At 38.9% G+C, this 12671-nt stretch carries 13 protein-coding genes and 1 riboswitch; of the genes, 9 read left to right on the top strand and 4 right to left on the bottom strand.

From position 1 onward, the window contains the following. The first annotated feature begins 60 nt into the window (after window positions 1-60). The 3 genes from JOC34_RS05625 to JOC34_RS05615 all read left to right on the top strand — a co-directional run bounded on the left by JOC34_RS05625 (window position 61) and on the right by JOC34_RS05615 (window position 2796). Window positions 61-1275 carry an NAD(P)/FAD-dependent oxidoreductase gene (locus JOC34_RS05625; RefSeq protein WP_205135721.1) on the top strand — a complete coding sequence of 405 codons (1215 nt, stop codon included), beginning with the start codon at window positions 61-63 and terminating at the stop codon, window positions 1273-1275. A gap of 276 nt (window positions 1276-1551) precedes the next feature. Next, complete coding sequence (locus tag JOC34_RS05620) at window positions 1552-1803, top strand: hypothetical protein (protein WP_205135720.1); 252 nt, start codon at window positions 1552-1554, stop codon at window positions 1801-1803. Window positions 1804-1929: 126 nt separating this feature from the next. Further along, window positions 1930-2796 carry a VanW family protein gene (locus JOC34_RS05615; protein ID WP_205135719.1) on the top strand — a complete coding sequence of 289 codons (867 nt, stop codon included), beginning with the start codon at window positions 1930-1932 and terminating at the stop codon, window positions 2794-2796. Here the strand turns inward: JOC34_RS05615 and JOC34_RS05610 are convergent. The 3 genes from JOC34_RS05610 to JOC34_RS05600 all read right to left on the bottom strand — a co-directional run bounded on the left by JOC34_RS05610 (window position 2778) and on the right by JOC34_RS05600 (window position 5949). Next, window positions 2778-3146 (bottom strand): thiol-disulfide oxidoreductase DCC family protein, encoded by a 369-nt coding sequence (locus JOC34_RS05610; protein WP_205135718.1) that lies wholly within the window; start codon window positions 3144-3146, stop codon window positions 2778-2780. The two genes, JOC34_RS05615 and JOC34_RS05610, sit on opposite strands and share 19 nt — an antisense overlap. A gap of 211 nt (window positions 3147-3357) precedes the next feature. Then, window positions 3358-5295, bottom strand: a complete 1938-nt coding sequence (locus JOC34_RS05605; protein WP_205135717.1) for an aconitate hydratase — start codon at window positions 5293-5295, stop codon at window positions 3358-3360. Between the two features lie 117 nt (window positions 5296-5412). After that, a complete protein-coding gene (locus JOC34_RS05600; protein WP_205135716.1) occupies window positions 5413-5949 on the bottom strand; it encodes a YceI family protein in 537 nt (178 codons plus the stop codon). A gap of 187 nt (window positions 5950-6136) precedes the next feature. Between JOC34_RS05600 and JOC34_RS05595 the strand changes: the two genes are divergently transcribed. The 5 genes from JOC34_RS05595 (at window position 6137) to thiT (ending at window position 10368) form a co-directional block, all read left to right on the top strand. Continuing rightward, window positions 6137-6592 carry a DUF6884 domain-containing protein gene (locus JOC34_RS05595; protein ID WP_205135715.1) on the top strand — a complete coding sequence of 152 codons (456 nt, stop codon included), beginning with the start codon at window positions 6137-6139 and terminating at the stop codon, window positions 6590-6592. Window positions 6593-6664: 72 nt separating this feature from the next. Continuing rightward, complete coding sequence (locus JOC34_RS05590) at window positions 6665-6922, top strand: phage holin (protein ID WP_420856098.1); 258 nt, start codon at window positions 6665-6667, stop codon at window positions 6920-6922. Window positions 6923-7134: 212 nt separating this feature from the next. After that, window positions 7135-8904 carry a M3 family oligoendopeptidase gene (locus JOC34_RS05585; protein ID WP_205135714.1) on the top strand — a complete coding sequence of 590 codons (1770 nt, stop codon included), beginning with the start codon at window positions 7135-7137 and terminating at the stop codon, window positions 8902-8904. A gap of 67 nt (window positions 8905-8971) precedes the next feature. Continuing rightward, entirely contained in the window at window positions 8972-9505 is a 534-nt protein-coding gene (locus tag JOC34_RS05580) for an STM3941 family protein (protein ID WP_205135713.1), read from the top strand. A 74-nt stretch (window positions 9506-9579) separates the two neighbouring features. Continuing rightward, window positions 9580-9683: riboswitch (TPP riboswitch) on the top strand. A 112-nt stretch (window positions 9684-9795) separates the two neighbouring features. Then, entirely contained in the window at window positions 9796-10368 is a 573-nt protein-coding gene (thiT, locus tag JOC34_RS05575; protein WP_205135712.1) for an energy-coupled thiamine transporter ThiT, read from the top strand. A 172-nt stretch (window positions 10369-10540) separates the two neighbouring features. Here the strand turns inward: thiT and JOC34_RS05570 are convergent, their stop codons facing one another. Beyond that, window positions 10541-10891 (bottom strand): YflT domain-containing protein, encoded by a 351-nt coding sequence (locus tag JOC34_RS05570; protein WP_205135711.1) that lies wholly within the window; start codon window positions 10889-10891, stop codon window positions 10541-10543. A gap of 301 nt (window positions 10892-11192) precedes the next feature. Here JOC34_RS05570 and JOC34_RS05565 point away from each other — a divergent pair, with 301 nt between their 5' ends. Continuing rightward, the gene (locus JOC34_RS05565) at window positions 11193-12614 is read left to right on the top strand and encodes a hypothetical protein (RefSeq protein WP_205135935.1); all 1422 of its coding nucleotides are present in this window, start codon (window positions 11193-11195) and stop codon (window positions 12612-12614) included. The last annotated feature ends 57 nt before the right edge of the window (window positions 12615-12671 follow it).

The raw sequence follows: 12671 nt of genomic DNA, 5'->3' as shown, positions 1-12671 counted from the left end.
TAAACCGCTTTTGTCATTTACAATGAATTTACTTAGAACAAAAAGGAAGGTGGATGTTTCATGAGTACAAACAGACCCAAAATAGTCGTTCTTGGAGCAGGCTATGCAGGAATGATGACTACTAAACGCTTAACACAACAATTTCGTCCGGAAGAGGCGGAGATTGTGCTTGTTAATAAACACAATTACCATTATCAATCAACATGGCTTCACGAAGTAGCTGCAGGAACAGTAAGTCATAACCAGGCTCGTGTCATGATCAGTGATGTATTCAATCCAAATAGAGTACGTCTTATTTATGATGAGGTCGTAGAAGTGAATAAAGATGAACAGCGCGTTGTATTGGAAAACAGTGAGCTTTCTTATGATTATCTTGTTATTTCACTAGGATTTGTAACGAACACATTTGGTATTAAAGGAATGGAAGAACATGCATTCTCAATTGAGGATATTGAATCCAGTCAATTAATCCGTGAGCACATTGAATATCAATTTGCTAAATATAAAAGTGAAGAAAATCCCGATGAAAACAGCTTAAACATTCTTGTAGGCGGTGGTGGCTTCACTGGTATCGAATTTGTTGGTGAACTTGCAGAGCAAATCCCGAAATTATGTAAGAAATATGATATTGATCGAAGTAAAGCACGTATTATTAATGTGGAAGCAGCACCATCTATTTTACCAATGTTCGATAAAGAACTTGTCGCATACGGAAAGAAATCGCTTGAAGATCGTGGCGTAGAATTTATGATTGGTGCAGCAATTTCTGAGTGTACCCCAGAAGGTTTCGTTGTGGGTGAGGACAAAGAATTGGTGAAAGCAGGTACTGTTGTTTGGACAGGCGGTGTAACTGGAAATTCCGTACTTGGAAAATCCGGCTTTGAATTAACTAAAGGAAAAGTAAACGTGGACAGTGACTTACGTATCCCTGACGAAGAAAATATCTTTGTGCTTGGTGACTGTTCATGGGTTATGAATGAAGAGCAAGGACGCCCATATGCACCAACCGCGCAGCTTGCGATGCAGGAAGCAGATGTGGCAGCAGCTAATATTAAAGCGTTGGTAAACAACGCACCACTTGAAAGCTTTGTATTTGATGATAAAGGTACTGTAGCGTCACTTGGTGATACAGATGCAATTGGATCTATCTTCACAGATACAAAATTACGTGGCTTGCCAGCAACGGCGATGAAAAAAGTGATTGATAACCGTGCATTATTCATGATTGGTGGACCTAAATTAGTATTGAAAAAAGGAAAATTTCGCGTATTTTAATACCTGCTCCTTTACCTAGATTATTCGGGGCTCTAAAACAAGGAGGTAATTATTAAATGAAAAAGATATTATGTGGCATTTTATTCGTACTAACTGCAATTATAGGATACCGGGTTGCAAGTGAGTGCTTAGAAGAATCAAGAGATTTTCGTTAATAGGAGCTAAAACCCATCTAGTATTTCACTAGGTGGGTTTTTCAATCAAAGAACAAACTGAAAAGAGATTTGATTGATGAATGTGAATAACCAGTTTACAATGAAGGGGGAGGTAATTTACATGAGTATTGGACTAATTATTTCTTTAATAATATTATTTATTGCCGCAATATGTGGTACATTTTATGCATTTAGGCAGGAAGAAAAGAAAATGAAGCAATATGAAGAGGAGGGTGTAACCGTAGAGGAGGAGTTACGGCGATCTAATGCGTATGAAAAAAGCTCATTAAAGACGAGTCTTCCGGTTCAGGTTTGGATCTATGTCATCGCAATTGGGTTAAGCTTGCTTGCTTTCGCAATTTACCTTTTTTGAAGTGAGCAATGAAAAGCATATCATCAGGAATTCGATGTATCATTTTTACCAGACTTTTTAAACAATCTCTATATTGTATGATTTTTATGGGATACCTCATACTAGGTTCAGGAGGTATCATTTTTTATGAATAAAATTATTTTACTCATGGTTTTAATGATTTTCCCAGGGGATCAGGTGCTGGCTAATAGAGTCAACCCTGATATTACCTTAGATAAACTTGAAATCGAACAATATGCGCTGCCTTATACAGAACATCTTTTTATTGATTATACAAAATATCAGCTTTTAGTTGAAAATTTGAAGGAGAGCGTATATCAGGCACCGGAAAATGCCGTTTTAGATGATGCGGGCGAAATTACTCCAGGAAAAGCAGGGGTTACATTAGATACGCGTCAGTTTCATACTAAGTTCCAGGAAGTATTTTATAATAGTGGAAACGGCAAGTTACATGTTCCTACAATTCCAGTCTATCCAGAAGTGGATAGTGAATTGTTAGCGAATATAAGCGTAAGGGAGCTTGGCACATATGTTACATACTTTAAAAAAAGTAATGAAGAACGAACACACAACATTGCGCTTGCTGCTGAGGCGATAAATAATTATGTTCTCTTTCCGAAGGAGACATTTTCTTTTAATAAAGTGGTAGGGGAGCGAACTAAAGAAAAAGGGTATAAACGTGCACCGGTCATTGTGAAAGGCGAGCTTGCCGAAGATATTGGTGGAGGGATTTGCCAAGTATCATCGACATTGTTTAATGCTGTCGATTTACGAGGGATCCAAATTGTAGAACGCTATGCACATAGCCGAAGGGTGCCGTATGTACCACCAAATCGAGATGCGACAGTAAGTTGGTGGGGGCCGGACTTTGTATTCAAAAACATGTATAGCGAGCCAATATTAATTCGTGCACAATCGAAAAATGGAAAAATGGTTGTCAAGATTTATTCAGCTGAAGAAGTGCGTTATACAGATCAGGAAAAAGGGTCTTGATTAGGATGAATCGTACATGTATCATCATCACATTGATTTACCGGTATAATCTTTCTGTTTTTAGCAACTATATTGTAAATAAATGAGCCAAGTCCGATCCATTTGAAAATGTATAGGAAAGGTACCGTTATCCACAGTAATGGCAGCATTTTAGCAATTTGTATGATTGCGTTAAACCCCTTAAACCATTTCCCATGGTGGTCTACAAAAAGCTGTTTTTCCATTTCCGCTGGATATTCCTTTAAAGTACGAAACGATGTAAAGCTGAGCTTGTTTCTCCAGTCCAGTTTCTTCCATATGGTTGATGAAGTCCGGCACAAGCTACAATAACCATCATAATATATGATCATTTTTATTCACTCCATTCTTCTTCTATTTTATCGCAGTTTGGCGGGCAGTAAAACCCCCACTGAATGTAATTTCACTTTATCACCATTTATTACTCCAAATCAACCGTTTGATGCTTCTTATTGAAACCAAATGGGAAAGGGTGCCATCATGATGGCACCCTTTATTTACCTGAAACCGTTATAGGATCAGGGTTGCCAGAGCAACGTTTCTTTATTTTGCTTTTGCGTAGTTAATTAATCCACCATCTAAAATAATTTCCTTTTGACGAGGCGACAGGTCGTGTGCCAATGTTATTTCTGTTTTATTCTTTAAAGTGGCAGTGAGTTGATTGCCTTGCATGAATTTATTTCTTAAATCTGTAAATGTGAGTAGATCTTCTTGCTCAAGCATTTGGTAATCTTCCTCGTTCACAAATCGTAGTGGGAGAATACCAAAATTAATTAGATTTTGCCAGTGGATTCTAGCGTAATCTTTTACGATGACTGCCCGTAGACCAAGATATCTTGGCGCTAATGCAGCGTGTTCACGACTTGACCCCTGCCCATAGTTAAACCCACCGACAATTGCATGTCCGCCTTGTTTTTTTTGAGCCATAGCCCGATCTACGTAGGTAGAATCAACCGCCTCATACGTAAATTTACTAATCTCAGGCAGATTACTACGGAATGGTAGAACACGTGCACCACCGGCAAGAATCTCATCTGTAGAGACATTATCACCTACTTTTAGTAATACCGGTAATTCCAAGGTGTCAGGTAGATCATCCATTTCAGGAATAGAAACAATGTTCGGCCCTTTTTTAAGTGTTATTTTATTCGCTTCGTTTACTGGTAAAGGTGCATCTAACTGATCATCTTGTGCATTAACGTTTGTTAGTTCCTTCACAGTTGGATAAGGAAAATCCAATGTCCGTGGATCGGTGATCTCACCTGTTAAGGCAGAGGCAGCTGCAACTTCAGGACTGCATAGGAAGACACTGTCTTCTTTTGTACCAGACCTTCCGGGGAAGTTCCGTGGTGTTGTTCTTAAACTGTTTTGTCCTGTTGCCGGTGCCTGACCCATGCCAATACAGCCGTTACAGCCTGCCTGGTGTAATCTTGCTCCAGCTTGCAAGAGACTTGCGATATGGAACTCCTTCACTAGGTTTGTCAGCATTTGCCGTGATGTTGGGTTAATATCAAACGATATGCCCGGGGCAATGGTTCGGTCTTTGACAATTTCTGCTGCAATAGCAAAATCTCTATACCCAGGATTTGCGGACGAACCAATATAGGTTTGATAAATGGGTGTTCCAGCGACTTCACCAACCGGAACTACATTGCCAGGACTAGAAGGTTTGGCAATAAGCGGTTCCAGATCCGAAAGATTAATTTCATCATGAAGATCATATGTAGCATCACTGTCAGCTACAAGTTCCTGCCAATCAGCTTCCCTGTTCTGTTGCTTTAAAAACGCTCTGATTTCTTCGTCAGAAGGGAAAACCGTTGCTGTTGCGCCAAGTTCGGCCCCCATATTAGCAATAACATGGCGATCCATCGCAGACAATTCGTCAAGTCCAGGACCATAATATTCTAAAATTTTTCCAACGCCACCTTTTACATCATAGCGGCGCAGCAATTCTAAAATAACATCTTTTGCACTGACCCAGTCAGGCAACTTACCAGTTAGCTTAATCCCGAAGATCTCAGGCATCTTGATATAGATGGGCTCTCCGGCAACTGCCATTGCTACATCGATCCCTCCAGCTCCCATTGCAAGCATTCCCATACATCCATTTGCACATGTATGACTGTCAGATCCGAGCAACGTTTTACCTGGCTTAGCCAAGCGTTGCATGTGGACTGGGTGGCTGACACCGTTACCTGGTCTGCTGTAGTAAAATCCAAACTTTTTGGCGGCGCTTTCTAAGAATAGATGATCATCGGGATTTTTATTATCGACTTGAATCAAGTTATGATCGACATATTGGGCTGAGGCTTCTGTTTTGGCATAGTCCAATCCCATAGCTTCAAGTTCCAGCATGACCATCGTTCCAGTGGCATCTTGTGATAATGTCTGATCTATTTTCAGACCAATTTCTTCGCCCTTTTTCATTTCACCAGATACAAGATGTTCCTGAATCAGTTTTTGTGCAACATTTAAACGCATTGATATTTACTCCCTTCATAAAACTCTGTTATATATGTTTACCCCAATCAAGGGTTTTAAAACAAAACAGGTATGTTTTTCGTTTTGAAAAACATACCTGTTTTGACTATTCTACTTTTATTTTTGTTTCTGTGCTTCTACTTCTATATTAATTGTTACTTCGTCTCCAACAAGTACGCCACCAGTTTCCAGGGCAACGTTCCAAGTTAAACCGAATTCTTTTCGGCTTATTTTTGTTTTACCTGTAAAGCCTGCAGCCTCATTGCCGCTCATCGGGTCTTTGCTTTGTCCTTCGAAATGAACATCAACTGTGACCGGTTTGGTTACGTCGCGGATTGTAAGATCGCCAGTTACATCATAATTATCTTTTGATTTTTTCTTAATATCTGTTGCGACAAATGTCATTTTTGGATGTGTCTCAATATCGAAAAAGTCTGATGAGCGTAAGTGATCATCACGATCTTTATTTCTTGTGTCAATACTGCTCAAGTCTACGTCAAATTCAATCTTCGCATTCGTTAAATCATTCGGATCCGCTTCGATTACCGCACCAAAGTTATTAAATGCTCCTTTTGCTTTTGAAATCATCATATGCTTTACCGAGAATTCTAATAAACTATGTGCTGTGTCAATATTCCATACTTCTCTTGTCATTAATAAATCCCTCCATGAATTTGTTACTTACTAAATATAACCATATATTAATAAGTTAGTATTGTCAAGCTGAAATAAGAAACTTAACATATTGATGGCTTTCCCGCTATGAATAACATTAAACCACAATATGATGATGGACATGATATAATATAATAGAAAAAATGGTCGAAAAGGTTGATTGAATATGAAGAAATTATGCGTCATTCCTTGCGGGAAAAAGAAAATTTGGGATCTGGAGGCGCATTACCCTCAGGCACCCGCAAAGGAGGTCTATTTAAGTACCTTTCATAAACTTTGCAGGCAGTACGCGGAACAGTTCACCGATCAGTGGGTCGTCCTATCGGGAAAGCATGGATTTTTATTTCCAGATGACATGGTCGACGGTCCGTATGATGTGACATTTGGTCAGCGAAATGCAAAAGTCATTTCGATCGAAAGGTTAAAGCAGCAAGTAATAGATAAACAACTCGATCATTATGACGAGCTCGTCATTCTAACAGGGAAAAAATACAAGCCCTATATAAATGGCGCTTTTGATGAAATGATGAAAAAAACATTTCCGCTAGCAGATTATAAAGGGATTGGTTATATGCAAAAGGCCTTGAAGCAAGCGATTGAGGCTAAAAAATCTTTGTCATAAGCTGTTAGCCGTTCCGAATTTGCACCCATTTGAAAATAATAGTATATGACTTGTTCGCAGGAGGTGCAAATCGTGGACAAAGGTACGATTATTCGGACGGTGTTACTCTTTATCGCGCTTCTCAATCAATTTTTGGTCATGTTTGGTAAATCGCCAATTCCGATTGACAGCGAATTAATCGAGCAGTTTGTATCCGGGTTATTTACTATTATTGCCACTTTAATCGCTTGGTTTAAAAACAATTACGTCACTAAAACGGGGCATCAGCAAAAAGAAATTCTACTGGAAAAAGGATTAACAGCTAAAAGGAAAAGAAAAAACAAGCAGTAAAAAATGAGTTATCGCATTATCTGAGCAACTAGGATAGTAGAAATCTTTCTGCTGTGTAATTCTTTTCGTTGAAAGGTCCGGCAGGTGGCAAGTTTGCTAAAAAACCTTCTCATGATTTACAAAAAATGAGAAGGTTTTCATTTTAAATAATTTGACATTTCGTTATACTAAAAAGATAGGGCAAAATTAAAAACTTATTTAGGAGTGGTAACATGCAAACAACGTACAATCCAACATGGGATCTGGATGCAATATTTCCCGGTGGGAGCGATTCTAAAGCATTTCATACATATATAGATAACATTAAAAATGAGATAGAGGAACTTTCCCAACTCGTATATGATTTTAATCCAAAGGAACCGAATATTTCCATCGTAGTTCAAAAAATAGAAGGAACAATGAAAAAACTAAGTGAGGCATTTGCTTTTGTTAGTTGTCTTAGCGCACAAAATATTAAAGATGAAAAAGCGAATTTATTAGTTGGCAAACGGAATGAATTAAAGGCGGAAATGGGAGCAGTACAGACGAGTTTTGAGCAAAAGTTAGTTTTAATCAATGATGCGACATGGCGGGAGTTACTGGTTCAACCTGAGATAAAAGAGCTCGCCTTTGTTTTAAATGAAGCAAGAGAGCAGGCAAAAGAATTATTAACTGCGGAACAGGAAATCTTAATGAATGATCTAGCTGTGGATGGCTATCATGCGTGGGGTCAGATGTATGACACAATCGTGGGAAATATGAATGTAGAAATTGAAACAGATGGGGAAGTGAAATCATATTCCGTTGGGCAGGCATCCAATCAATTAAACGATCCCGATCGCGCTGTCAGAAAGCATGTATTTGAACAATTAAGTCAAGCCTGGGAGGGGCAGGCGGATTTATTTGGACAAACATTGAATCATTTAGCTGGATTCAGGTTGCAGAAATATAAACACCGGAATTGGGAAAGTCCTTTAAAGGAACCATTAGAAATGAATCGGATGCAGAAAGAAACGTTGGATGCGATGTGGACAGCAATTATAAACAATAAACAGCATTTTGTGAACTATTTACAGAAGAAGGCGGAGCTACTGGGACTAGATAAATTAAGTATGTATGATATCGGGGCCCCATTAACAAAAACAGTAAAAAAGTCCACTTACACAGAAGGAGCGGACTTTATTGTTGAACAATTTAGATCGTTTAGTCCCAAAATGGCTGATTTTGCTGAAATGGCTTTTGAAAAACGCTGGATTGAAGCGGAAGATCGTGCAGGGAAACGCCCTGGCGGATTCTGTACAAGCTTTCCGGCTAGTGAACAAACGAGAATATTCATGACCTATTCAGGGACACCATCCAACATTGCGACGTTAGCACATGAACTAGGTCATGCCTATCATCAGCATGTCATGAACGATGTTAATGGGTTGAATCAGCGGTATGCAATGAATGTTGCAGAAACAGCATCCACGTTTGCTGAAATGATTGTGGCCGATGCATCTGTGAAAAATGCCCAAAACAAAGATGAAAAAGTGGCATTACTAGAAGATAAAATTCAACGTAGTATCGCCTTTTTTATGAATATCCATGCTAGATTTCTGTTTGAAACCCGATTTTATGAGGAACGAAAACAAGGAATGGTTTCAGTAAAACGGTTAAACGAATTAATGGTAGAAGCACAGAAGGAGGCGTATAGTGATTCGATTACAGATTACGATCCGAATTTCTGGGCATCAAAATTACATTTTCATAAAACCGGTGTACCATTCTATAATTTTTCTTATACGTTTGGCTATCTATTCAGTCTTGGTATCTATGCACATGCGAAAGAACAAGGCGGTAGTTTTGAAGAAGACTATATCGCATTATTACGTGATACCGGAAGCATGACGGTCGAGGACCTTGCGATAAAACATTTAAATGTTGATTTAACAAAGCCGGACTTTTGGGAACATGCTATTCAATTATGTGTCAATGATGTAGAGGAATTTATTTCCCTTTAGGACAAAAGTCCCTGTTCAAATGTGATGTGCGCGTATATGATAGATAAAAAGTGGAGGATTCAGTCGTATGAATGATTTTATCGTTTTTCCAAAGATAGGGAGAATGATCTGGCTTGGCGTGATGTGTGCTGTGTTTGTATTGCTAGGTGGAGCCTTTCTCGGTTTTGCGATAGTAGAGGATGAAACGTTATGGTTAGGAGTCGTTGGTGTTGTAACAATTATTTTCTTTGGATTATGCATGATTTACTATGTAAAAGAAGTAATAAATCGGAAGCCTGTGCTGACTGTTTCAGGTGAGGGAATCATAGATCGTTCCAGCTTCATTGGAGCGGGATTAATTAAATGGGAAGAAATTGCTGATATCGATTTTATCAATTTTGGTGGTCAAGTTTTTCTTGGTATCTACACCCATGACCCAAAGCTCATTATTAATCGGACAACTGGTATTAAAAGTATGCTAAACAATGTGAATAAAGGTCTTGTTGATGCGCAAGTAAACATACCAGCCAAAAATCTGGACTGCAACGTGGAGGAACTAGTTAAAGTGATTAATAACCATTGGGCCAAGGCGTTGGAAGATACAGAAATAGTATTTGAGTAATGCGTGCGATAATATTGTCGGGGTACGATTGATATGGTAGAATGAAAGCTGAATAATAAAAAAAGCATAAATGAAAAGCCTGCAGGGGGAGCCATTTGGCTGAGAGTGAACATCATTTGTTCTTACCCTTTGAACCTGTTAGTTAGTACTAGCGTAGGAATCGTAGTCTTTTTGATGGAATAAAAAGTAATGTGCGTGGAGCGTCCCCATCAGAAAGTCTCCCCTCAGCATTGCTTTTTTTGTTGCAAATTTTTAGTATCGTACAATTTAAGATGGGGAGGAATTTTAATTTGAGTTCAAAAAGGATTTTATTTTTAATTGAGGTAGCTATTTTTACTGCATTAGCTTTGGTCTTAGATCTTGTTCCATTTCTACAATTTAAAATTTGGGCACAGGGTGGTTCTATTTCATTTGCAATGATCCCAATATTTATCGTGGCATTTCGTTGGGGAATAAAAGGTGGATTAATATCGGGATTTTTATGGGGCGTTTTACAGGTTGCTGTGGGTACAGCATATATATTAACGCCGCTGCAAGGATTCATTGATTATGGTTTTGCTTTTACTGCACTAGGTGTTGCTGGTATTTTCGCAAAGCCGATCCAGTTAGCAGTGAAAAAGGGGAATACGGGAGTCTATTTATCCTATATTACCTTAGGTGTATTTATTGGGTCGATGCTTCGTTTTATCGCCCATTATATTGCTGGTGTTGTTTTCTTCAGTTCAGCGATTGAAGGCCAGCCTGTATGGTTGTACTCATTTGTTTATAATATATCCTACATGTTCCCGGCATTTATATTGTGTACGATTTGTGTGTTTTTCCTGTTTCATAAACAACCGAAAGTGTTATTAAACGCTAGCTAAAATATTGTACTTTTACAATGCAGTTCCTGTTGTAAACCAGTCTATTAATAAAATGGCTTCTTCAATGGTGAACAGTTGCAAATCGGAAAGTTCCTTTGTAATGTACACGCAGAGAAAAAGGCGGAAAAGTAATAAATGGACAACCTTCTCATTGAGAAGGTTGTCCATTACTTTATGCTAAATAACTATTTACATTGTCATTGTTTGTTACAATCAGTAACACTTTACCTTCATCCATATCTGCTTCAAATTTTTCCGCTTCTTCTTTGGAAAAACCAATTTCTTGTACTTTTGTACGTAATTCATCCCCTTTTTTATGGAACAGATTGCCTACTGCTTCTGAGAAATCCATCTCTTTTAAGCCAATTTCATTTGCACCGGCATTGTCTGCGATACGGTCTGTTCTGTCGTCGTCATGTGAAAGAATGTAAACATCTTTCTTGTCAATCCCTTTGTCCTTTAAGATGTTCACGTCAATTTGTAGTTTTTCATCATTAGTGTATTCTTTTACGAATGGTTTCAATGTTGAATCCTCCTTATTTGTTGTATATTCTATGCATTCCCACTCTGACCAGATTAAAACATAAAAGGTATATTTCTTTTTATCGCAGTTTTGCAGGCAGTAAAACCTGCATCTCACATATAGGGAAACTTTAGGATACGTGAAGTATATTTCCGAAGCGGTAAGACAAGAAATATGATTCATTACTTAGAAAAAACAACAATCAATTAGAGAACAGGCTGTCTATAATTGTGAAAAAGGTCGCCATTTTCTTGTCTCCTGCATAGGCTATAGCACAGCCTGAGGAGGGGGATAGTCGATGGTGGAACTTACAATATCTCATTGGTTATATGGTTTCTTTACCTTAATGATAATTGCTACAATGGTTTTTCGAAAAGGAGTTGTACTCCCGACTTTATTGGGGACTTTTGTAATTGCATGGGTGTATAAGGGGAACGTTGTGGAAGGATTTACAGCGATATTTAATGCGAATTTAGTTGCCGCACAGGAATTGTTTAATATCTTCTTAATCATTACGTTTATGATCGCACTGTTACATTCCTTGCGTGATTTGGGTGCGGACCAACGTATGATTCGGCCAATCCAAAAATGGATGGTGAATGGGCATGTTTCCTTTTTTGTGCTTGTCGTTGTCACCTATGTTATATCATTGTTCTTTTGGCCAACACCGGCTGTTCCTTTAATTTGTGCATTACTTGTACCAGCAGCTGTAAGATCCGGACTGCCAGCAATGACTGCGGCGGTTGCAATAGCGATTGCCGGACAAGGGATGGCATTGTCCTCGGATTATATTGTGCAGGTGGCTCCGAGTCTCTCAGCAAAATCTGCTGGGATCGATACAGCGATTGTTGCTGACAAATCACTCATCTTATCATTGATTACAGGTGGCGTAGCAATTCTTTTAGCTTATTTGTTCTATCGGAAATCGATACGGGAAAAAGGGGATCCGATGAATGAACAGGATGCCCGTAAATTACAATCGACTACAGCAGCAAAGAATGAAGTACGGACCCGTCATTTAATGGCGTGGAGTAAGTTATTTTCGATTTTTGTTCCTTTAGCATTAGTGGGTGTCGTTATCTACATGATCTATACAAAACTGTCTGTTGGCAGAATGAGCGGCTTAGAGGGTGGTGATGGTGCGGCGTTTATTGGTGGGGTTGCTGTTATATTATTGTTACTATCAACTGTTGCTTTTGGCAGACAGCATGCACTTGATTATATTAGTAACCACATCACAGACGGATTTGTTTTTGCATTTAAAGCAATGGGGCCAGTTATACCAATTGCGGGATTTTTCTTTTTAGGTAGCGCGGAATTTTCTGGATCTATTTTAGGTGTGGAGGATAATCCACCGGGGTTTTTATTCGATCTTGTACAGTCAACACAGGAGTTTCTGCCGCAAAATGCTTTGTTGGTTGGAATGAGTATACTGGTGATTGGCATTATAACTGGTCTGGACGGTTCGGGATTTTCTGGATTACCACTTACAGGTGCACTAGCAGCCTCGCTACAAACAGGTTCAATCGATTCAGGTACATTGGCAGCGATTGGTCAAATGGGGGCAATCTGGACAGGTGGAGGTACAATTGTTGCCTGGTCATCACTCATTGCAATAGCTGGATTTTGTGGTGTGTCAGTCATGGATCTGGTACGAAAGAACTTCATCCCTGTCATACTTGGGTTGATTGTTTCAACAATTGTAGCTGTTTATTTCTTATAATCAAAGAAGACCATTCACGAGAACGCTTTCTTTTGCTATAATTGAAATAGTTGAATT

Origin of the sequence: Virgibacillus halotolerans, from assembly GCF_016908515.1 — a bacterium.
Taxonomy (GTDB): domain Bacteria; phylum Bacillota; class Bacilli; order Bacillales; family Amphibacillaceae; genus Virgibacillus_M; species Virgibacillus_M halotolerans.
The sequence above is the reverse complement of the archived record's forward strand: the minus strand, read 5'-3'. Positions and strand labels throughout refer to the sequence as shown.